The organism is Paenibacillus humicola (assembly GCF_028826105.1).
Classification (GTDB): Bacteria; Bacillota; Bacilli; order Paenibacillales; family Paenibacillaceae; genus Paenibacillus_Z; species Paenibacillus_Z humicola.
In genome coordinates this window covers 2,400,273-2,421,262 of record NZ_JAQGPL010000001.1, presented here as the reverse complement: position 1 = coordinate 2,421,262, position 20,990 = coordinate 2,400,273, and the positions used below count along the sequence as shown (strand labels likewise).

Annotated in this window: 21 protein-coding genes; 6 read left to right on the top strand and 15 right to left on the bottom strand. The window is 60.0% G+C overall.

Features of this window, described 5'->3' with window-relative positions; translation table 11 throughout:
• Positions 1-6: 6 nt before the first annotated feature.
• From PD282_RS11250 to PD282_RS11220, 7 genes are all read right to left on the bottom strand, one after another.
• A complete protein-coding gene (locus PD282_RS11250; protein ID WP_274650772.1) occupies positions 7-888 on the bottom strand; it encodes an AraC family transcriptional regulator in 882 nt (293 codons plus the stop codon).
• Between the two features lie 18 nt (positions 889-906).
• Entirely contained in the window at positions 907-1,668 is a 762-nt protein-coding gene (locus tag PD282_RS11245; protein WP_274650771.1) for a sugar phosphate isomerase/epimerase family protein, read from the bottom strand.
• A 42-nt stretch (positions 1,669-1,710) separates the two neighbouring features.
• Positions 1,711-2,814 (bottom strand): Gfo/Idh/MocA family protein, encoded by a 1,104-nt coding sequence (locus tag PD282_RS11240; protein WP_274655166.1) that lies wholly within the window; start codon positions 2,812-2,814, stop codon positions 1,711-1,713.
• A 343-nt stretch (positions 2,815-3,157) separates the two neighbouring features.
• Positions 3,158-4,267 (bottom strand): alpha/beta hydrolase family protein, encoded by a 1,110-nt coding sequence (locus PD282_RS11235; protein WP_274650770.1) that lies wholly within the window; start codon positions 4,265-4,267, stop codon positions 3,158-3,160.
• 131 nt (positions 4,268-4,398) lie between these two features.
• Complete coding sequence (locus PD282_RS11230) at positions 4,399-5,007, bottom strand: GNAT family N-acetyltransferase (RefSeq protein WP_274650769.1); 609 nt, start codon at positions 5,005-5,007, stop codon at positions 4,399-4,401.
• Positions 5,008-5,073: 66 nt separating this feature from the next.
• A complete protein-coding gene (locus PD282_RS11225; RefSeq protein WP_274650768.1) occupies positions 5,074-5,853 on the bottom strand; it encodes an anti-sigma factor in 780 nt (259 codons plus the stop codon).
• Entirely contained in the window at positions 5,850-6,443 is a 594-nt protein-coding gene (locus PD282_RS11220) for a sigma-70 family RNA polymerase sigma factor (RefSeq protein ID WP_274650767.1), read from the bottom strand. The genes PD282_RS11225 and PD282_RS11220 overlap by 4 nt, the downstream gene beginning before the upstream one ends.
• Before the next feature lie 188 nt (positions 6,444-6,631).
• Between PD282_RS11220 and PD282_RS11215 the strand changes: the two genes are divergently transcribed.
• From PD282_RS11215 to PD282_RS11195, 5 genes are all read left to right on the top strand, one after another.
• Positions 6,632-7,798 carry a COG1470 family protein gene (locus PD282_RS11215; protein WP_274650766.1) on the top strand — a complete coding sequence of 389 codons (1,167 nt, stop codon included), beginning with the start codon at positions 6,632-6,634 and terminating at the stop codon, positions 7,796-7,798.
• A gap of 2 nt (positions 7,799-7,800) precedes the next feature.
• Positions 7,801-8,790 (top strand): ABC transporter ATP-binding protein, encoded by a 990-nt coding sequence (locus tag PD282_RS11210; protein ID WP_274650765.1) that lies wholly within the window; start codon positions 7,801-7,803, stop codon positions 8,788-8,790.
• Complete coding sequence (locus tag PD282_RS11205; protein WP_420832286.1) at positions 8,765-9,832, top strand: ABC transporter permease; 1,068 nt, start codon at positions 8,765-8,767, stop codon at positions 9,830-9,832. The genes PD282_RS11210 and PD282_RS11205 overlap by 26 nt, the downstream gene beginning before the upstream one ends.
• Positions 9,833-10,004: 172 nt before the next feature.
• Entirely contained in the window at positions 10,005-10,160 is a 156-nt protein-coding gene (locus PD282_RS11200; RefSeq protein WP_274650764.1) for a DUF1540 domain-containing protein, read from the top strand.
• 107 nt (positions 10,161-10,267) lie between these two features.
• Complete coding sequence (locus PD282_RS11195) at positions 10,268-10,411, top strand: DUF4023 domain-containing protein (RefSeq protein ID WP_420832285.1); 144 nt, start codon at positions 10,268-10,270, stop codon at positions 10,409-10,411.
• Between the two features lie 155 nt (positions 10,412-10,566).
• On the opposite strand, the gene PD282_RS11190 is transcribed toward PD282_RS11195, so the two are convergent.
• The 7 genes from PD282_RS11190 to PD282_RS11160 form a co-directional block, all read right to left on the bottom strand.
• Positions 10,567-11,439: a phytanoyl-CoA dioxygenase family protein gene (locus PD282_RS11190; RefSeq protein ID WP_274650763.1), complete on the bottom strand. Its 873-nt coding sequence runs from the start codon at positions 11,437-11,439 to the stop codon at positions 10,567-10,569.
• Positions 11,440-11,630: 191 nt separating this feature from the next.
• Positions 11,631-12,113 (bottom strand): hypothetical protein, encoded by a 483-nt coding sequence (locus tag PD282_RS11185; RefSeq protein WP_274650762.1) that lies wholly within the window; start codon positions 12,111-12,113, stop codon positions 11,631-11,633.
• A 77-nt stretch (positions 12,114-12,190) separates the two neighbouring features.
• Complete coding sequence (locus PD282_RS11180; RefSeq protein WP_274650761.1) at positions 12,191-13,129, bottom strand: D-alanyl-D-alanine carboxypeptidase family protein; 939 nt, start codon at positions 13,127-13,129, stop codon at positions 12,191-12,193.
• Between the two features lie 149 nt (positions 13,130-13,278).
• Positions 13,279-14,370 carry a sensor histidine kinase gene (locus tag PD282_RS11175; protein ID WP_338045176.1) on the bottom strand — a complete coding sequence of 364 codons (1,092 nt, stop codon included), beginning with the start codon at positions 14,368-14,370 and terminating at the stop codon, positions 13,279-13,281.
• On the bottom strand, positions 14,360-15,055 hold the full coding sequence (locus tag PD282_RS11170) for a response regulator transcription factor (protein ID WP_274650760.1): 696 nt from the start codon (positions 15,053-15,055) through the stop codon (positions 14,360-14,362). The genes PD282_RS11175 and PD282_RS11170 overlap by 11 nt, the downstream gene beginning before the upstream one ends.
• 244 nt (positions 15,056-15,299) lie before the next feature.
• Entirely contained in the window at positions 15,300-17,171 is a 1,872-nt protein-coding gene (locus PD282_RS11165) for an ABC transporter ATP-binding protein (protein WP_274650759.1), read from the bottom strand.
• Between the two features lie 101 nt (positions 17,172-17,272).
• Positions 17,273-18,283 (bottom strand): serine hydrolase domain-containing protein, encoded by a 1,011-nt coding sequence (locus PD282_RS11160; RefSeq protein ID WP_274650758.1) that lies wholly within the window; start codon positions 18,281-18,283, stop codon positions 17,273-17,275.
• 278 nt (positions 18,284-18,561) lie between these two features.
• Between PD282_RS11160 and PD282_RS11155 the strand changes: the two genes are divergently transcribed.
• On the top strand, positions 18,562-19,338 hold the full coding sequence (locus PD282_RS11155; RefSeq protein ID WP_274650757.1) for an alpha/beta hydrolase: 777 nt from the start codon (positions 18,562-18,564) through the stop codon (positions 19,336-19,338).
• A gap of 216 nt (positions 19,339-19,554) precedes the next feature.
• Here PD282_RS11155 and PD282_RS11150 read toward each other — a convergent pair whose 3' ends face one another.
• Complete coding sequence (locus PD282_RS11150) at positions 19,555-20,859, bottom strand: YncE family protein (RefSeq protein WP_274650756.1); 1,305 nt, start codon at positions 20,857-20,859, stop codon at positions 19,555-19,557.
• Positions 20,860-20,990 lie beyond the last annotated feature (131 nt).

Below are 20,990 nucleotides of genomic sequence, written 5' to 3'. Positions count from 1 at the left end.
TTACGATTAATTCGCGCCTGCGATGTACAGAATCCGGTTCGGCGGGTACAGGGAATCGCTCTCGCTGACCGGATAGAGATCCTTATAGTACGGATTAAAATATTTTTTGCGGTATTTCGACGCCGTAATGCCTTTCACTGTCTTGAATACGCGGCAAAAATAATTTTCGTCGGCAAAGCCGACGGCGTAGGCGACGTTCTTGATGCTGTTCTCGCCATACAGGAGGAGTTGGCACGCCCGTTCGATCCTGCGCTGCACGACCATCTCGCGCGGTGTCCGGCCGAGATAGCGGACGAAGGAGCGCGAGAAATGCTCGTGCGACCAGCCGACCTTCTGCGCGATCGAATCGATCGTAATCGGCTGCTCCAGATGCTTGTCGATAAAGTCGAGCGCTTTGACGATCTGCGGCGGCATCCGGTCCGGCTGCCCGTTCTTCGGCTCGCCCGCGCACAGCCCGTCGATCTCCTCGAGCAGCGCGAGCAGAAGCGCGCTTCCCCGCTGCTGCAGACGGTCCGAATTCGCATACGCGACGTAAAGGATCTGCTTCATCATGCCGACCGGAAGCTCCCCCTTCACCGGAATGACGGACGGCCCGCCCGGCTCCAAAATGCGCAGCGGCGAATCGGACCTGCTCGCAGGGTTGTATTCGAAATGGATAAACAAATGTCTCGACGGCTGCAGCGGATCGTATTCGTACACATGATGCTCGCCCGGCCGGGTCACGATAAAGCTCGGTTCGTCTAAGGTATACGCCTTGTCGCCGACCTTGTAAACGCTTTTTCCGCCGTCTGGAAAATAAAGCAGCTCGTAATCGTGAATCTGTCTCGGACCGAGCCCCGTCCCCGCTTTTTTGACCACGTCTCCGGCAACCGTAATGAATGGCAGCAAGCGGACTCCCTCTTTTCTTTAAGGTCGTTCGATGACGTTCATGCGGCTTAAATTCCCGTAGCTGATCGACAGGCTTTCGAACGCGGGCCGGCGGCTGGCGTCCTGCTCGACGATCAGCCATTTCGTGCCCGCCTCCTCGGCCGCCCGGAAAATCGCTTCAAAGTCGAGGATGCCCTCGCCGATTTCCGCGAAAAATTGCTCCTCGCCGGCCTCCACATCCTTGATGTGCAGCAGCGGGCAGCGGCCGGACAGACGGCTGCGGATGAAATCGGCGGGATCCTCTCCGCCGCGTTTCACCCAATACGTATCCATCTCCATATGCACGAGCGCCGGATCCGTTTCGCGCAGCAGCAGATCAAGCGCATATTCGCCGCCAAACCGTTCGAATTCCCAGTTGTGATTATGGTACAGCAGCTGAATGCCCCGGCTTCTTGCCGCTTCGCCGTGCCTGTTCAGCGTCTCCGCCTTGCGAAGCAGATCGTCCAGCGACTCGAAGCGCAGCGAGACGGAGATATATTGGCCGCCGACCTCTTCTAAATAATCGGCCAGCTCGCCGACGCTGAAATCCAGATTGTTGAATGGGCCGTGCGAGCCGATCACCCGGAGGCCGACCCGGTCCAGAAGCGCCTTCTGCTCCGCCACCGTCATTCCTTCCGGCGGGCGGCCGAGCTCGATGCCCGTAAACCCGATTTGAGCGGCTCTTTCAATCGAACCGGTGTAATCTCTGCCCAGCTCCTCGCGAATCGTATAGGGCTGCAGGCCGATCGGAAATCGTTTCATAGCGTCTCGATCATCCTTTCGTCCGTGAAATCATTGCGGCGCTTACGCGTCGAGCATGTTGTATTTGAGCCCCAGCGGCAGCGGAGCCGGACGATCCGCGCGGGATTCGATCTGGATATGGCGCTCCTGCGCCGACGATTCGAAAATACCGAGCGAAATATCGAGCACATGGCGGGCCAGCTTGCCGCTTGCGCGGTGCTGTCTGCCGGATTGAATCGCGTAAGCCATGTCCGCCACGCCGGCTCCGCGGGTGTCGGTCTGGAAGCCCGGCAGCATCGGAATTTCCTTCGATCCGCCGTTTGCGAATTGGATTGCGATCGGCCCGAAAAAGAAGTTCGGATCGGGAACCGACAAATTGCCCTCCGTTCCAAAAATTTCCATCCGGGGCATATAGCCGAAGCTCTCCTTCGCCGCCTGCAGGCTGGCAACGGCGCCGTTTTCAAAATCGAGCGTCGCCGACACGTTCGTCGGCGCTTCGACCGGGACCGTGTCGCCGAAGCGGGCCGATTTCGGGTTCAGCACCGTCACTTCCTTGCGAAGCTGCTGCGCGGAGCCGGAAACGCGGCGCACGGGACCGAGCATCGCAATCAGCGCCGTCAAATAATAGGGGCACATATCCATGACGGGATCGCCGCCGAGCTTCAGGAAATTTTGAAAATTCGGGTGCATGCCGCCCGAAGCGTTGCCCATGATGATCGTGCCCGAAGACGCATACGGCTGGCCGATCCAGCCGTCGTCGATCAGCTTGATGCACGTCTGCAGGCCGGAGCCGAAAAAGGTATCCGGCGCGCAGCCGACCCGCAGCCCCTTCGCTTCGGCAAGGGCGAGCACCTCGTCGGCATCCTCGCGCGTCAGCGCGAAAGGCTTCTCGGTATAAACGTGCTTGCCGGCTTGAAGCGCTTTCAGATTCAGCGAAGCATGAGCGGCCGGCGCCGTTAAATTCAGGACGATTTCAATCTCCGGATCGGCGAGCAGCTCGTCCACCGTATACACGTTCGGAATGCCGAACTCTTCGGCCCGCTGCGACGCAAGCTCCGGAACGAGATCGGCGCAGGCGCGCACCTCGAGGATATGCTGGAACGTTTCGGTGCAGTTCTTCAAATAAATGTGACTGATGCGGCCGCAGCCGATCAAGCCGATTTTCACTTTCCGCAAACGACTTCATCCTCTCTCCTGTTAATAAACCATGCCTACATTATTGCGCATGACAGGCCCAAGCTCAATGGACGATACCGTTGAATAACTGGACGTATTTGATATCGGCTAGTTGTTCCTCCGCTGTCCTTCGCCTTGCCGGCGAACGGCTGAAAACGCCCGCTATCGCCCTATCTTCATACACCGGAAGCGGAAAAAACGAAAAACCTTCGACGCGCGGCCGAAGCCGGCACGCGGCGAAGGTTTCAACGGTCCGCAGGACAAGCCTTGCATTCCTTGCGGAGGGCGTAAGGAACGGCAGCGGCAAGCTCCGGACCGCGCAGCCCGGTTCAGATCAAACGCTCGGCCAATTCATGGCTTCCGGTTCTTCCGGGTAGGGCACCCGGTCGAAATCCCGGCCGGAGGCCGCGCCTTCGCTGCGCCCGAACTGCTTGTCTGCAAAATCGGCCATGGCGGTGAAATCTTCCGTTGTCATGCCGTGTCCGCCTTCCCGGTAGGCAATACCGATCCGGTCCGCGGCGCCCAGAAAGTCGTAGACGCGCTTCGCCGCCCGGTAGGAGAGGCCGGTTCCCTGCGGGTTGGTCCAATAATCCTCGGTCCCTTCGGTGATCAGCAGCGCCCGGGGAGCGACAAGCGCCATCACCTCGTGCTGATCGAACGGCAGCCGGTCCGCATGGCCGACGAATTCGCCGTGCAGCGGCGTGAACCAATGCGGCGCGTAATTGTATATGTTCTCGATTTTCTCGTTTGCCCCGCCCTCCTCGTAGAAGCAGCGGTAATTGGCGGCGCCCGACAAGCCGGAGGAAGCCGGAATCGTAACGGCGACGCGCGAATCGAAAACGCCGGAGACCAGCGCCGCTTTGCCGAAGCGCGAATGCCCGGTAACGGCAATCCGGTTCCGGTCGATTTGCGGCACCGCTTCGAGCGCGTCGATTACCCGGTGAAAGCCCCACGCCCAGGCGATCAGCGCTCCGGCGTCCGCCTCCGGATACAGCTCGTAGAACGCGCCGGCGCGGACGTCTTTTTTGTCGGCGGCTACGTCGCCCGGCTTGAATTCGACAAGCGCATACCCGCGGGATAGGAAAATGCCGGCGTCCAGCCGCCCCGTATGGATGAAGGCCGGGCAGGGCTCACCGCATCCGGCGGGAAGCGTCACTTCGGCCTGGAACGACGCCTCTTTCACGCCGGCGGCGATCGTCACGGTGAGCAGCTTGCCGTTCACGCTCGCGGTTACTTTGTCCGGCGCCGGCGGAAGCCACCCGTATTCGTACCGCTGAATCAGCACTTTGAGCTCTTCGCGGCGGCGGTTCCAGCCGGCTTCGCCGGAAACCTGCGTCCCGTCCATAAACCGGAACGGGTCCGGCAAACCGGAAATTCGCGGCAGGGCGGACGGGGCGGCTAACGGAACGTTTACACGCGATGCATTGGGAACGATATCTCTCATCGCAAGCGCACCTCTTTCAATGCTGGTTTCGAAAGCGCATACATTTTTCAACATGATCGTACCATATATTTCTGCCCGAAGCGCATCCCGCCGCAAATAAATATAATTTGCCTGATTAATAATTAAGGTCATTAATTTTGAGCCGGAAAGTCCCCGCCTTCCTCGTACTCGCTTCTCAACAGCGAAAAAACGACCGCATCGAAGAACCGGTTTTTCTCGAAAAAGATTTCGCGCAGCAGCCCTTCCTTCACAAGGCCCGACTTCAGCAGCAGCTTGATCGAAGCGACGTTCTCAGGCTCCGTATACGCCTCGATCCGGTTAAGGCGCATCGCGCCGAAGCCGAAGCGGATGACGGCCTGCAGCGCTTCGGCCATATAGCCGCGCGCCCAATGATCGGGAGACAGCTCGTAACCGAGTTCCGCCCTGCAGTGCTCCCGCTGCCAATTATGGAAGCCGCAGGTGCCGATCATGCCTCCGCTTTCCTTCAGCTCGAGAGCCCATCGAATCCCTTCGCCATCCTCGAACCGCCTGTTCCAATGGCCGATGATCCGTTCCGCTTCGTATAAGTTTCGGAAAACCGGCAGGTCGTAATAGCGCATGACGATCTCCTGCGACATATACCGGAACACCGCGGGGGCGTCGGAAGCCGACAGCCGGCGCAGCCTCAGCCTCGGCGTTTCGAGCGCCGGAAACCCGAACGATTTCGGAAAGCTATCCTGACCGCCCGATTCGCTTGACATGCATTGCGCCTCCTTCTTTACTCGCTTACAGGCTGCCGTGCTCCGCCACTGCGGCTGCCGAAGCCGCTAATGATGCTGCAGCCGAAACACGATCGCATCCGGCGATGTCGGCATGCGGCTGCCGCCGCTCGGCTCGACCGTCAAAGCGATATTGTCCACCTTCGCCAGCTCGTCGCCTTTGAAATAAAAGTGCGCTTTGCTCACTTCGTCGTGACGCAGCAACCCCAAATTCGCATGGCCGGAGCCGTTCACCGCCCACGCCTGCAGCACATGGCTGTCGCTCGGCAGCACGCCCTCCAGCAGCACGAACACCTCGCGCGAGCTGTCGTTGAACCAGACGTACCCGTCGCCGACCTCGTCGTTCAGCGACTGCACCCTGAAGCTCGCCGTCCGGGGGTCGTTCAGAAACGAAACGGCGTCCGGCTCATGCTCGGCGACGTAAAGGTCCCGCTGCTCCTTCGGCACATATACCGTCCGGAACAGTCCGGTCAGGCAGAGCAGCAGGACGGCGGCGGCGATTAGCCCTGCAGCCCAGCCTTTATGCCGGAACAGGCCGCTGTGCAGCCGCCTCAGCAGCCCCCGCGTTGCGACATGCGCGCGCAAGCTGCGGCGGACCGACTCGGACGGCATGATGGCCGAAGGCTCCGCGTACGCTTCCGGCATTTCCGCGTTCTGCAGCAGCGGTCTCCATTCCGCGGCGGTATTGCGGCATTGCGGGCAGACGGACAAATGCTCGTGCATCGACGCGAATTCGACCGGCGATTTATGACCGAGCAGCCAATCGATCCAATCTTCCTCACGGTACAACCGTCTGCACGCTTGAAGCGTCTTTTCCGATCCGATCATCTTCGGGCCTCCTTCGCGCCGTTCTCCGCTTCCGCCGCCCAACCGCGCTTCTCCAGCTGTTTGCGCATGTTGTTCAGGCCGTACCTGACCCACGATTTGACCGTTCCGAGCGGGACGTTCCAGGCCGAGGACAGCTCTCGCTGCGTCCGCGGAGTAAAATAACTGCCGACGACCGCCTGCCGCTGATGCTCCGGCAGCGCATGCAGCGCGTCGCGCACCGCCTGCTGCTGCAAATGCGACAACGCGAGCTCCTCCGCCGCATCGGCGGATGGCGCGGACCGTCTTTCGCCGATTTCGCCGGGCATCACCCGTTTGCTTCGCCGCATCCGGTCGAGACAGCGGCTGCGGGTCATTACCGCCAGCCAGGACTCCAGCGAACCGCGCAGAGGATCGTAGCTTTCCCCGCGCCGCAGGACCTCGATAAAGACATCGTGACAGACGTCCTCGGCTTCCATTTTATCCGAGATCATGCGAAGCGCAACCTGCATGACGAGCGGCGCGTAACGGGCGTAGAACAAGTCGAACGCCGCCGCCGATCCGCCGCACATGTCGCGCAGCACGCCGCACATGCCGTCATTTTGCTGCTTCACGCTGCCCCCTCCTTTCGTCCGTTTCCTCTTCGCGAACCTTCTCTCTATTACCGTTGTACCAAAAAAACGGAGGACCGAAAACAAAAAATTTTTGGCCGAGCGTAAATCCAAACGCATCCGGCATCCGTACCGTTTATGTATGCTGCGGCAGCGCAGCCGCCATTTTATTCAAACAGGAGGGGATTCGCATGCTTCGTGCATGCCGCAAGCCAAGTCTCGCTTGGCTGCTCGCAATCTGTTTCGCGCTTGTGACCGGCGTCGCCGGAATCGGCGCATCGCCGGTCAACGCCGCAAGCTCGGTCGAGCTGTACACGCCGTACCTGGAGCTTTCGGCTCCTCCGGGGGATTCCATTTCGTACTCCATCGACATCATCAATCATGGAAGCGCTACGCAAAATGTCGGACTCAGCTTTAATCCCGAAGGGAACAATTGGACCTACGACCTGAGCGCCGGCGGAAGGACCGTCAGCAAGCTCGCCGTGAAGCCGGGCGATACGCAGACGGTCAATCTGGATCTGAACGTGCCGCTTGAAATCAACAAAGGCTCCTACAAGTTCCTGGTCAGTGCCGGGGACAGCACGCTGCCGCTCGTCGTCGACGTCTCCGAGCAGGGAACGTTCCGGACGGAGCTGACGACGGACCAGCCGAATATGCAAGGCCATTCCGACTCGACGTTCACGTATACCGCAACGCTGCGCAACCGGACCGCGGAAAAGCAGACCTACGCGCTTGCAGCGCAGGCGCAGCCGGGCTGGGACGTCACCTTTACGAGCGGCAGCAACAGCGTCACCTCGGTCGATGTCGACGCGAACGGCGAGACGTCGATCAGCGTCAGCGTCAAACCGCCGGATTCGGTAAAGGCGGGAACGTACAAAATTCCGCTTTCAGCGTCAAACAACTCCACCTCCGCCAAAACGACCGTCGAAGCGGTCGTCACCGGTACTTACGATCTGAAGCTGAGCACGTCGAACGATTTGCTGAGCACCGACGTCACCGCAGGCTCGACGCGCAAGCTCGACCTCGTCCTGACGAATACGGGCTCGGCCTCGCTGGATAACGTCAGCATGTCGGCGGACAGCCCGACCGGCTGGGAAGTGTCGTTCGAGCCGTCGACCGTCAACACGATCGCAGCCGGCGCCACGGCTCACGTGCAGGCGACCATCAAAGCGGACAAGAAGGCGCTGGCAGGCGACTACGTCGTCGGCATGACGGCCACGGCTCCGGAGAAAACGGCGGATGCGCAAATCCGCGTCGCCGTCAAATCGTCGGTCCTCTGGGGCTGGGTCGGCATCCTGATCATTCTCGCCGTCATTGCCGGCATCTACTACCTGTTCCGCAAATACGGGAGGCGGTAAAGGTGGAGCAGCCGATCATCGAGCTGAAAAGGCTGACAAAAAAATACGGCGAGCAGACCGCCGTCAAAGGATTGAATTTATCGATCGCGAAAGGCGAAATTTTCGGGCTGCTCGGACCGAACGGCGCCGGAAAAACGACGACGATTCTGATGATGCTCGGCCTGACGGAGCCGACCTCGGGCACCGCCCGCGTCTGCGGGCTCGACCCGGCGAGAGCGCCGCTGCAGGTGAAGCGGCGGGTCGGGTATATGCCCGACGACGTCGGCTTCTACGAGGACCGGACCGCGCTCGACAACCTCGTCTTCACCGCCCGATTGAACCGGATTCCGCCGGACGATGCTCATGACCAGGCGCTTCAGCTGCTGGACAGGGTCGGGCTGTCCGACGCGCTGGACAAGAGGGTCGGCCAGTTCTCGCGCGGCATGCGGCAGCGGCTCGGCATCGCCGATGTGCTGATCAAGCGCCCGGAGGTTATCATACTCGACGAACCGACGCTCGGCATCGACCCCGAAGGGGTGCGCGAGCTGCTGCAGCTTATCAACGACCTAAGCCGGCACGAAGGCCTGACCGTGCTGCTCTCATCGCACCATCTCCACCAGGTGCAGCAAATTTGCGACCGCGTCGGCTTGTTCGTCCAGGGCGAGCTGATTGCCTCCGGGGATATCAAGTCGCTGGCAGAGCAGCTGGACGACGAAGGCACGATTACAGTCGAGCTGGAGGCTTCCGGCTGGACCCCTGCTTTATCCCGTGAGCTGGCCGAACTGGACGGCGTGCTCGAATTCCGCGGGCCGGACGCGGCCGGGAATCCAGGCGATGCGTCCGCCGCCGTGCTCGTCTGCAGCCGCGATCTGACGTCGGAGGCGGCCAAAGCCGCCATCGACAGCGGCGCGCAGCTGTATTCGGTCCGGCGCAGGCAGTACGGCCTGGACGATATTTACCACCGGTATTTCGAAGGAGGCGGCAAGCTTGAGCGAAACAACGGCAGGACTTAACGGCTGGCTGAAGCGGCTGTCGGAATCCCGCTTCGGGCGCCGCGGGGACGGCATCCCCGCGGGCGAAGAGGAGCTGCGGCGGGACCGCCGGATCGTGTCCCCGTTCTGGATCATGGTGCAGAAGGAATTCGGGGACCATATGCGCAGCTGGCGGTTCGGCATCCTGATCGGCATTATTACCCTCGCCTGCATCGGCTCGATCTATGCCGCCGTTACGGCGCTCCGGGCGGGTGTCAAAACGGACCAGACGGATACGAGCTTCCTGTTTCTGCAGATGTTCACCGCTTCCGACGGTACACTGCCGACCTTTACGACGTTCGTCTCGTTTCTCGGTCCGCTTATGGGCATCGCGCTCGGCTTCGACGCGGTCAATTCCGAACGGAACAAAGGGACGCTGAGCCGGCTGCTGTCGCAGCCCGTTTACCGGGACGATTTTATTCTCGCCAAATTTATCGCGTCGCTGCTGCTGATCGCCGTCGTGCTGTTTGCGCTGGGCTTTCTCGTGATGGGGCTCGGGTTATATACGATCGGGTACCCGCCGACCCCCGAGGAAGTGGTGCGCGTCATCTTGTTCATTCTGGTTGCGGTTTTCTACGTCGGCTTCTGGCTTAACCTATCGCTTCTGTTCTCGATTCGCTTCCGCCAGGCCGCGACATCCGCGCTTTCGGGCATTGCGCTGTGGATTTTCTTCTCCGTCTTCTACACCATGATTACGGGACTGATCGACAACGCGACCGCCCCGGACGACAACGCCCCGCTGCCCGTCCTGCTGCGGCATGCCAATATGATGCTGTTCCTGAACCGGCTGTCGCCGGCGTATTTGTTCACCGAGGCGACGGGCACGCTGCTGACGCCGTCGGTCCGTTCGCTCGGCCCGCTGACGCAGGAGCAGGTCGTGGGGGCGATCGCAAGCCCGCTTCCCCTCGGCCAGAGCCTGCTCCTCTGCTGGCCGCAGATCGTCGGGCTCGTCGCCGCGACGATCATTTGCTTCGGCATTTCCTACGTGCTGTTCATGCGCCAGGAAATCCGTTCCCGCTCCTGACTGGCGAAGCTGAGCTTAATCGCTTGGCGGCGCAATAAAGCTCCGGCCGCACGCAGCGGCCGGAGCCTTTTGTATCGCCGGCGTTCGTTATGACCCGGCTTGGCCGACGACCGCAAAGTATAAAAAGAAAGGCAAAACGACCATGCTAAGAGCAGAACGGAGGTGAAGAGCCATGGCGAAGGACGTACTGTGCGAAGTCAATTCCTGCAAATATTGGGCTCCCGGCAACGAATGCAACGCGAAGTCGATTTATGTCGTCAGTCATCACGGCAAGCAGGCGAGTCATTCCGAAGAAACGGATTGCAAAACGTTCGAACCGAAAGCTTAGCTTCACCGGCCGGGCAGTCTTCCGCAAAAAGACTGCCCGTCGTTCTTCTCTGTTCCGCAGTATACCCATGAATGATAATAATTATCAGTGAGAAAGGATGAATGATCGTGGCAAACGAGCCGATGGATACGGGGGAATTCGTGGAACACGTGAAGAAAACCCAGCGTAAGGACGAGAAAAACCGGGAGCATTACGGCAAAGGCACGCCTTCGGCCAAGCTTCCGAACAAGCAGCACGGCAACAATCCGTAACGTCCGCTATTCAAAAACACAAACGGCGCTGTTTGTACAACGCCGCTTGTGGAACCGCCGATTTTCGGTTTGTTTTAAGCTATCGCGAGATCGATACCCGGCAGAGCCTTGCGCCTGCAGAGTATTTCGGCACGCTCGACGAAGAAAGCGCCAAGCTAACGCTGCGGCGGACGCTGAGGTATCGGGTGCGGCATCAGAATCTGACGGCGCTGCGGTGTCGTACGCTCCAGCAGCTCGTCGCTTGGCCAAAGGGGGCCGCGGAAAAACCCCCAAGAAGGGCCGTACCGATAAACCGCGATCCGCCGGTTTCCTTCATTCACGCGGCGAGCCGACCCGTGGGCAATCGCATCCACAAACATTAAAGCATCGCCTGCTTTAAGATGGCATTCGATCGCCCCTTCGACGTCATCGACGCTTGAATACTGCTTATTTTCATCCCCAATGTTAACGGCCTGCGGATGCCGGATATTGGACTTGTGGCTGCCCGGCACGACCATCGTCGCTCCGTCGCCGGGACCGATGTCCGTAAGCGCCATCAAAATATTGATCTGCCCGCAGTGAAATTTACCGGCATGGTAGCGGAACTGCGTTCGAATGGTGCCGACATCGCCTCCGGAATGGAGGCGGATCGCGCCGTCTTTCCCCCTGATGGTGCCGAAGTTTTCGTCGATGAACATGGGACCGTGATGGCCGTCAAAGTTCTGAGGATCGTCAGTTCCGATAAAATGCTTGACCTTCTCGAACCACGACGGATGATCGATCAGCTCTTCCCATACAGGCCCGGCCTCATAGAGCTGCGACAGAAACAGCTCCTGCTGGCCGGTGTTTTTGCGTACCCTCACATTCCCCATCCAGCCGATCGGTTCTTCAAGACGGGATCCGAATTGTTCGAGTTCATCGTAGGTCGCGTTGCATGCTGCCAGCTGCTCGGGCGTCAGGGCGTTCTCGAGAATGAGATACCCCCTGAGGTCGAAAAGATATTCTTCCATGTCCGTACAAGCCTTTTCGAGCTTAACCGCTTCGTTCATCGTAACCTCCCACGAAAAAAATGTTATCCTGCATGCATACGTGCCAGGATTTCGACTTGATCATCCGAATCTATCGGTTACAAGCTCATTATAGGATGGGAACGCTTCCGATGAAATCAATAAAAGTTAGGAATCCTTTAAAAAATTTCACATTCGCCGAAATGCGGATCGGCTTCTCCGGTCATCCGAACCTATTTTTTGCGGAAAAAGCCGATAAGAATCAGCAGCACCAGCACGCCGCCGGCCAAGCCGAACCAGAGCCGGTAATCGTTCAGTCCGCTCGGCCTTTTCATGGCCGCGCCGATCATCGGGCCTGTTTGCGGGGAGGATGCCCGGGAGCCGCCGTAAGGCCCTGTAAACACGGCCTTCACGAACCGGTCTTCCCCGGTCTTTACGGCCAGCGCCGCCTTTGCCGCCGTGCCGGCGATTTGGTAATATTCCGTACCGGCCGGAAAAGCATTGGAGAAATTGCCTCTGTAGACGCCTTCTTGATCCGAGTAGGACGTCACCTTCCCGATAACCGGTCCGATCATCGCCGAATCGACGAATTCGCCGGTCGTTTGATACATCGAGCCGTTGAAAACGACAAAATCGAACGCCCAGTCGGCGCTCGCCGTTCCTCCTCCCGCCGCCAACAGCAGCAGCAGGAATGCAAGCACGACAGCTTTTTTCATAGCGCTGCTCCCCTTTCGTCCCGTTACTTCCATTGTAGCGGGCGGGGCAAAGAACGGCAACGTACCAAAGCCTTAAGTCAGGTTGAAGCAAAGCCGTATTCGAGCAGCCTTTCCGCATCGTTCCAGACGCCGTTCTCCGACGAGTGCAGCACGACGGCGATCAGGCTCCGGCCGCCGCGTGTCGCCGAGGCGACAAGACAATAGCCGGCTTCGTTCGTAAAGCCCGTTTTCATGCCGCTTGCGGATTTGTCGTAAAATTCGCTGCTGCGGTTAAGCAGCTGATTCCGGTTCACGTACGTTTGCGTCACCTGCGGCGTGCGGACGGTATGGGCCGTTTCGGCGACGATCTGCCGCAGCATCGGATTGCTCCTGCCGGCACGGGCGATCAGGGCGAGATCGCGCGCCGTCGTATAATGGTCCGGGTCCTGCAGTCCATGCGGATTGACAAAATGCGACTCGGTCGCGCCGAGACTGCGCGCCTTCTCGTTCATCAGCCCGGCGAAATAGCGGATCCCTTCCTCGGCCGATACGTTTTTCCCGGTTTCGATTGTTGCGATATACCGGGCGACCGTACGCGCCGCATCGTTGCCGGACGGCAGCAGCAGCGCGGCCAGCAGGTCGCGAAGCTTGATCTGCTCGCCCTCCACGAGTCCGGCCGAGCTTTCGTCCGGCTCGCGCAGACGAACCTCGTCGCCTACCGTGACGACATCGTCCGGATTGCCTTTCTCGATGGCGACGAGCGCCGTCAAAATTTTCGTTGTGCTGGCCGGGTAAAGCCGCTCATGGATGTTTTTTCCGTACAGCATCGCTCCGGTCCGCTCGTCCAGCAGATAGGCGGCCTCGCCCTGCAGGCGCGGGGCGGGCACCGAACCCGTTTTCAAATCGATTGATGCGATCCGGCGCTTGAGGGCGTCGGCCTTCTCCGCAAGCATGGTCCAATGGGAAAGAAACAGGAACAGAGCGGCAAACGCCAGCGTAAGCCGTAACGTTTTTTTCATCCAGGCGGCGGCTGTCAAAGGGGACAACTCCTCTCGGGTCGATCTCGTTAAGACCATTATCTTCCCGGATGCTTAAACCGCCTGTACGAAAATATTGCGAAAAGCTTACGATTTCCACAACAAAAATAAAGAACGGCCCGATGCCCGGTAACCGCCGGACAGGCGTGTCAAGCCGCCGCTTTCAGGCGGACGCTGAACACCGTTCCTTCCGGCCCGCTGGACGCGCCGATCGAGCCTCCGTGCAGCTCGACGATTTGCTTGGCGATGGCGAGGCCGAGCCCGGAGCCGCCCGTATAAGTCGAGCGGGATTTCTCCACCCGGTAAAATCGCTCGAAAATATTCGGCAAATCGGACTGCGGAATGATTTCGCCGTAATTGATCAGATCAATGACAACCTCGCCGTTATCGATGCACCCGTCAATATCGAGGTAACGCCCGTCCTTGCCGTATTTAATCGCATTCATCATCAAATTCTCGAACACCCGGCGCAGCTTGTTGCCGTCCGCAGCGGCCATCAGCGGATACGCGCCGATGCGGATGCGCGGCTCCAGGCCGGCCTGATCCAGCTGCAGACGGAACTGCTCCGTCAGCTGGCGAAGCATTTCCCCGAGATTGATCAGTTCCGTCTGCAGCCTCATCTCGTTGTTCCGCAGCCGCGTATATTCGAACAAATCCTGGATGAGCTGGCTCATCCGTTCCGACTCCTCGTATACGAGCGAAATATAATAGCGCAGCTCCACCTCGTCACGGTACAGATCCTGCTCGATCAGACCGAGATAGCCGGTTATCGTCGTAAGCGGCGTGCGGAGATCGTGCGAGACGTTGGTAATCAGCTCGTTCTTCGTCTGCTGCGCCCGGCGCTCTTCCTCCAGCGACAGCTTCAGCTGCTCGACGAACCGGTTGATATTGTCGGCGAGCTGCCCCAGCTCGCCGATTTGCCGGACCGGCACCTTGTGCTGGAAATCGCCGCCGGCGATCCGCTGGACGTTCTCGGCGATCGTGGCGATATACGCCTCTTTCTGGATCCGCTTGTCCCGGGCGAAGAAATAAGCGGCGAACGCAAGAAAGAGCGGCACCGCGGCGATGCCGTACGTATCGGGGTAGCCGATCCAGCGGTTCAGCCAGCGGAAGACGGTCAGCACGTCGATGCGCGCGAAAGTCGAGTAGAGCAGCACTTTGCCGATCAAGGTAAGGGCGAACAAAGCGAGCGTCGTCGAAATCAGGCTCCATACGAGCGGGACGATCCTTCTAAGCTTCAATTTTATAGCCGACCCCCCACACCGTATGGATCAGCTTTTCCCCGTCCATTTCCTTGACCAGCTTGTCCCTTAAACGGCTCATATGGACCGTGACCGAATTGTTCGATTCGTAATATTTCTCTTTCCAGATCGTTTCGAAAATGTCCTCCGAGCTGAACACGCGCCCCGGCTGGCTGGCGAGCAGATGGAGAATGCCGAATTCGATCGGCGTCAGCTTGATCGGCCTGCCGTCGATCTGGACCGAATGCGTCAGCTTGTCAATGACCAGCGACTGGATGCGAATCAGATGCTCCTGCTGGGGCGGCTGCGGCTGCGTCTGGTAGTAAGTCCGCCTGAGCAGCGATTTTACCCGTGCGACAAGCTCCAGCGGGTTAAACGGCTTGACCATATAATCGTCGGCGCCGGTCATCAGGCCGGTAATTTTGTCCATGTCGCCGTCTTTGGCGCTGATCATCAGAATCGGCGTCGTCCGGCGTTCGCGGATGCGCAGGCAAACACCGAGCCCGTCCAGTCCGGGCATCATGATGTCCAGGATGACAAGATCGACGGGCTCGCGTTCGATTAGCTCGAGCGCCTGAAGCCCGTCGCCGGCCTTTCGCACCGAGTACCCTTCGTTTAGCAAATAAATTTCGACGAGCTGCGCGATTTTCGGATCGTCGTCCACGATGAGAATCTGTTTGCTCATGCGCCTAAGCCCCTTCATAATTCGTCCTCTTCAAGGCGTTCCCTCCTGCTGCGAGCAGGCCTATTAAAGAGTTTAACAAAAATGAACGAGGCCGGGGAAGAGACTTCCAGGAAAAAAGCGGATTAGCCAAATCGGTATGATGCGTGCGTGGGAGCTTCATCAAGCAAAAAAGGAAAGCCGCGGAAACTGTCCAGGCTCGACGGAGCGTCGAGCCTGGACATGTGCCGCAACTTTCCATTTCCCGTTAATGACCGAGCAATCGCTGCGCGCGGGCGGCGCTTGGGGCACTGTCCAGGCCGGCGGCACGTTCGAAGGAGCCTTCCGGCCGGCCGTTTTGCCGGCGCTCGCCGTTACCTCCGTCCAGGCGGAGCTGCCGCGTCGCGAATTCCCGGTACAGATCGTGCGAAGCAAGCAGCTGCTCGTGCGTACCGATACCGGTTAGCCTGCCCTTCTCGATAAAGACGATTTGGTCGGCGTCGACGACCGTCGACAGCCGGTGCGCGATGACGAGCGTCGTCCTGCCGGCCATCAGGTTTTTCAGCGCATCCTGAACGACCTGCTCCGATTTGCTGTCCAAGCTCGACGTCGCTTCGTCGAGCATCAAAATTTTCGGATTGCGCAGCAGCGCCCGGGCGATCGCGATCCGCTGCCGCTGCCCGCCGGACAGCTTGATACCGCGCTCGCCGACCTCCGTGTCGTACCCGTCCGGAAGCTCTTCGATAAACCCGTCCGCGTACGCCATTGCCGCAGCCCGGCGCAGCTCCTCGTCCGAAACCGGGGCATCGATGCCGTAGCAGATGTTGTCGCGGATCGTGCCGGCGAGCAGCGGACTTTCCTGCGAGACGTAGCCGAACTGCCCGCGCCACGACTTCAGCGAAAACTCGTCGATCGGCCGTCCGCCCAGCCGGATTGTTCCTGACGTCGGCCGGTAAAACCGTTCCAACAGGCTGAGCAGCGTCGTTTTCCCGCTGCCGCTTGGGCCCACGATCGCCGTGACCGTGCCCGGGCGGACGCCGAAGCTGATGCCGGAAAGCACCGGCTCCCCGGCTTTGTATTCGAAGGAAAGCTGATCGACTTGAAGCGCCAGCTGCCCGCGGCCGACGTCGGCGCCGCCTTGATGCGGCTCTTCTTCCGTCTCCAGAATCGCGATGATGCGCCCGGTCGCCCCGACCGCCTTTTGAAACTGGGTGAAGAAGTTCGTGATCTGCGTCATCGGCATGACGATTTGAATCAGGTACAAAATAAAGGCGACCAGCTCGCCGGCCGAAAGCGCGCCGGAGGATACGCGCATGCCGCCATAGCCGACGATGACGACGAGCAGCATCATCATAATCAGAAACATGAGCGGCGCAATCATCGCCTGCACCTTGGCTTCCCGCAGGCCGAACCGGAACAGGCGGGTAATGCCCAGGTTTCCGCTCTCGTACTCCCGCGCTTCGGCGTTCGACGCTTTCACGAGCCGGATCTCGGACAGCACCTGGGTCAGCACGGCCGTAAACGACGCCGTTTCGTCCTGCAGCCCTTTGGAGATCCGGTACATCTGCCGGGCGAGCGGGACGAGGAACAGCGCCGCAATCGGGATGACGCCGAGCATGACGGCCGTCATTCGCCAGTCCATATACAGGAGAAGCGCGACGGAGCCGCAAACCGAAATGATACCGGTCAGAAAGCCGGTTAAATGCTCCGCGATCAGCGCTTTGACGACCCCGGTGTCGTTTGTCATCCGGCTGATCGTCTCGCCCGTCCGGTGGTTATCGTAGTAGCCGACCGGCAGGACGAGCAGCTTGCGCCACAGCCGGTCGCGCAGGCCTGCGACGATCTGCTGGCCGATCCTGTTCAGCATATAAATCGAAGCCATGCTGGCGGCGGCCTGCGCAATTAAGATGCCGGCGATGCCGGCGATCTGCCCGAAGCTCAGTCTGCTGATCGAGAAGCCGTCGACCAGATTTTTCGTCGCCATCGGAATGACGAGCGCCGCTGCCGTCGAGACGACGCTCATGACGAGCGCGATCGCCATCAGCGCCCGCGGCGGTTTCGTTTGCGACAGCATGCGCAAAAACAAGCGCCAGCTTCCTTTCTCAAGACCGCTGCCGGCCGATTGGGCGGTGTCCTTCATTTTCTATCCCATCCTTTGGTCCCTGCCGTATAAAACGGCGGCTGTTTCGCTCTTGGAACCAGCTTACCTTCGTTTTTTGAACGGAATATGAACGGGATCGGCTAATTCGGAATTTGTCCCCGTTTCCGCAGAAACGGCACGATTCGCTCGAACAGCATCCGCTTCGACAGCATGGCCTCGTTCCTGCCCGTCGGCTCCTTGCGGACCGCGGCAACCAGGTCAAGCGCCGGCAGGACGAAAATATATTGGCCGCCGTACCCTTTAGCGAAATAACAATCGGCGCAGCCGTTCACCTCCTGCGGCGAAATCCACCAGTGATAGCCGTACCCTCCGAAAATCGGCGGATCGTAATGCTGCAGTCCCTTGCTCCGGACGGCAACGGACTCCCGCACCCAGCCGGCCGGCACGATCTGCTCGCCGTTCCATCGTCCGCCGCGCAAATAAAGCAGCCCGAACCTCGCCATGTCCAGCGAGGTCATATGCATGCCGGTCCCGCCTTCGCTGACCCCGCCCTGGCCGTTCCAGCGCACGGCGCGAAACCCCAGCTTGCCGAACAGCTCCCGTTCCGCATATTCCGCCGCCGTCATGCCGGTTGCCCGGGTAATGATCGCAGACAGCAGATGAGAGCCGCCGGAATTGTACGTAAACGCCGTGCCCGGCTGATGGGCCATCGGCCGTTCGAGCACGAAACGCAGCCAGTCCGGCGTGCGCTTCATTTTCCAGTACGGCTTGTCGAAATCCGGCCAATCGAAGCCCGGCGTCATCGTCAGCAGATGTTCAATCGTAATTTCCCGCTTGCGAACGTCGCCGTCCTCCTTCAGCTCGCCGAAAAAATCGCCGGCCGGCTGCCGGATACCTCCGATCCGGCCCTGTTCGATCGCGATGCCGATCAGCGCGGACAGCACGCTTTTCGTGCAGGAATAAACGGCCGCCACCTTGTCCAAGCCGGATTCGTGCCATTCGATCGCCAATTCGTCCCCGCGGAGGACGACGATGTCTTTTATTTTCCATGCCTTCAAGGCTTCCGCGTTCGCCTTGATGAACGGCTTATCCCATTGTCCGGCCCCCCGCTCGGCTGCCGGCGGCTTCGTTTGCCGCGAATCGGTCTGCATCCTTTTCCTCCTTCTCGTACGCCGCCGCACCGCTCGCGCGCTGCCCGGCGGCTGGACGATCTGCCTTTAGCATACCGCATTTTGACGTTATTTTGCGCGTATCCGCACATTCTCCCGCACCGGCTTCAAGAGGCCGACGCCAAAGGTGTCGATGCCGAGAAATATTCGTGCGAAAAAGGCGCCAATTGGGATTGTCTCAAAGAGGAGCCCGAGTTTATAATGGGGGGGCCGATAATAACGTTGACACGAATACCCATCTCATAAGGAGGTCAATCTTAATGGCCCTAATTCAATGCGATTTTTTCTCGGAAGCGCTAGGCTTGTCCACGTCGATGACGGTTATATTGCCGCAGACGACGTACACGCAGATCGGCATGGAGACGCGCGTTTCGGGCGGCAAGCATCCGACGCTTTTCCTGCTGCACGGCATGTCGGACGATCATACGATTTGGCTTCGCCGCACGTCGATCGAGCGGTACGTCGCTCCGCTCGGGCTGGCCGTCGTCATGCCGGCCGTTCAGCGCAGCTACTATACGGACATGAAACGCGGCGGCCGGTATTGGGAATTTATCAGCGAGGAGGTGCCGGCCTTGGCCCGCTCGTTCTTCCCGCTCTCGGACCGCAGGGAGGATACGTTCGCGGCCGGCCTGTCGATGGGCGGCTACGGCGCATTCAAGCTCGGGCTGAGTCATCCGGACCGGTATGCGGCGGTTGCCAGCCTGTCGGGCGCGGTTTGTCTCGACAGCCTGATGGAACGGCGTTCGGAGGAGATGGGGAACATATTCGGCAGCCGCGAGGAAGCGGTCGGCAGCCGAAACGATCCGATGCGGCTCGCAGCCGACCTGGCTGCATCGGGCGCCCCTTCCCCCGCGATGTTCCAATGCTGCGGAACGGAAGATTTCCTGTACAAGGACAACGTCCGCTTCCGCGACCACGCCCTGAAGCTCGGTCTGCCGCTTACATATGAAGAAGGCCCGGGCGAGCACGAATGGGGCTACTGGGACGCCAATATTCAGCGCGTGCTGAACTGGCTGCCGCTGGAAGGAAAGCAATAAAACCGACGACACGATCGGAACGAGCGATGTGAGCGCAGGCTTTCCGTACGGAAAGCCTGCGTTGACCGAATGAAGAATCAAGGGGTTATCCTTTTGTCTGGCACAGCCAAGGATAGCCCCTTATCATTTAAAGGCTTCCGCCTCTCTCAAAATATGGTCCCCGGCCGCCCGCCGGAATTAGAAGCGGCCCGCCTTCCGGCAAATACCGCTTGGATCTTATAGAAACAGGCAGGGCGAGACGGCGACCGAGGACGGAAAACCGCCCGTCGGAATAATCGCGACCGGCTGCTGGCTCTGCACGTCGATGGCCGCGACATAACCGAACGCCAGCATCGCGGCCAGCACCTTAAGCCCGTCAGGAGTCATCGCAAGCGCCGATGGACTGCTCCCGCCGGGCAGCTCGATCGTGGTGAGCACCTTCCTCAGCAGCGGGTTGAGCACGGCAATTTCGTCGCTCCTGCTGCATGCCGCATAAATAAGCGCTTCGTCGGGGGTTACGGCGAGATGCTGCGGGGAACTGCCGCGGTCAAGCTCTATGGTGCCGCAGACAGCATTCGACCGTGTTCTTATGATGTGCACCTGATCCAGTCCGGCGTCGGCAATATAGGCATATTCGCCGCCGGGAGCGAAAGCCGCTGCGGACGGCTGGCTGCCCGGCGGCAGTTTGACCGTCGTTATGAGCCGGTCCTGCTCCGCATCGATGACGGCAACCGCCCCGGCGCCGGCGAGACAGCAGTAAGCTTTCGTCCCGTCCGGCGACATGGCGACCGCGGACGGGTCGCTTCCTTTCGGAAGGCGGATCAGCCTGATGAATGCGCCTTCGGCGGCGTCGACCACCGCGGCGTATTCTTCAACCAGCGTCGTGGCGTATATTTTCCGGCCGACCGGCGAAGCCGCGACGGCAAACGGCACCGCCCTTTCGGGAAACGTCAATTCGCCGCAGACGGACTGCAGCACCGTATCGACGATTTTGACCGTTTTATCGCCTTGGCAGGTAACGAAAGCACGTGAGCCGTCCGCCGTTACGGCGATTTGGCGCGGCAGACTGCCATCTCCCATATCGATTGTCGCCGCATGCCAGCCGCCGGCCGTTTGCACCGCCGTCACCGTATGCTGCGTATGGTTAACCACGAACGCAAGCCCGGGCTCCTCCGGTCCCCATTGAGCGGCTTCCAGCGTCCGGCTCGCCAGCAGCTGCCCGTCCGCGCCGAATTGCAAGGCGGAGACGACGAGCCCTTGGGCTCCGGGGCCGGCCGCTCCGATGCGAACGCCGAAAGCCGGCAGCTCCGAGACGTTCGCGGACCAGCTCCACGCGCTCCCGCTTCTGCCGGCCGATTCAAGGGGCAGGGTGCATCGCTCGTTTTCGTGCACGCAGCCCGGTCCGGTCCGGTCCGGTTCCAGCGTATAGATTTGGAGGGTAACCGTCTGCCTTCGCCATCCCCGATTGACCAGCGATACCGTTACTTGTTCCGTTCGCGCGATGCCGCGATTAACGATGAGCCCCGAATCCCATACCGGCATATCGTCGCCTCCATATTCTTTCCTTCCACATTCTATGAATGGAAGAATAGATTGGCGCGGGGCCGTTACCCCGCTCCGCCTCGCCTTAAGAACCGGCATGCGCCCGTTTTTTTGCCCGGCACGAATCCGGG

Coding starts and splice junctions, on each gene's coding strand:
- PD282_RS11245 (WP_274650771.1), bottom strand. CDS start 1,668: ATGAAACGATTTCCGATCGGCCTGCAGCCCTATACGATTCGCGAGGAG.
- PD282_RS11235 (WP_274650770.1), bottom strand. CDS start 4,267: ATGAGAGATATCGTTCCCAATGCATCGCGTGTAAACGTTCCGTTAGCC.
- PD282_RS11230 (WP_274650769.1), bottom strand. CDS start 5,007: ATGTCAAGCGAATCGGGCGGTCAGGATAGCTTTCCGAAATCGTTCGGG.
- PD282_RS11225 (WP_274650768.1), bottom strand. CDS start 5,853: ATGATCGGATCGGAAAAGACGCTTCAAGCGTGCAGACGGTTGTACCGT.
- PD282_RS11215 (WP_274650766.1), top strand. CDS start 6,632: ATGCTTCGTGCATGCCGCAAGCCAAGTCTCGCTTGGCTGCTCGCAATC.
- PD282_RS11200 (WP_274650764.1), top strand. CDS start 10,005: ATGGCGAAGGACGTACTGTGCGAAGTCAATTCCTGCAAATATTGGGCT.
- PD282_RS11190 (WP_274650763.1), bottom strand. CDS start 11,439: ATGAACGAAGCGGTTAAGCTCGAAAAGGCTTGTACGGACATGGAAGAA.
- PD282_RS11185 (WP_274650762.1), bottom strand. CDS start 12,113: ATGAAAAAAGCTGTCGTGCTTGCATTCCTGCTGCTGCTGTTGGCGGCG.
- PD282_RS11170 (WP_274650760.1), bottom strand. CDS start 15,055: ATGAGCAAACAGATTCTCATCGTGGACGACGATCCGAAAATCGCGCAG.
- PD282_RS11165 (WP_274650759.1), bottom strand. CDS start 17,171: ATGAAGGACACCGCCCAATCGGCCGGCAGCGGTCTTGAGAAAGGAAGC.
- PD282_RS11160 (WP_274650758.1), bottom strand. CDS start 18,283: ATGCAGACCGATTCGCGGCAAACGAAGCCGCCGGCAGCCGAGCGGGGG.
- PD282_RS11155 (WP_274650757.1), top strand. CDS start 18,562: ATGGCCCTAATTCAATGCGATTTTTTCTCGGAAGCGCTAGGCTTGTCC.
- PD282_RS11150 (WP_274650756.1), bottom strand. CDS start 20,859: ATGCCGGTATGGGATTCGGGGCTCATCGTTAATCGCGGCATCGCGCGA.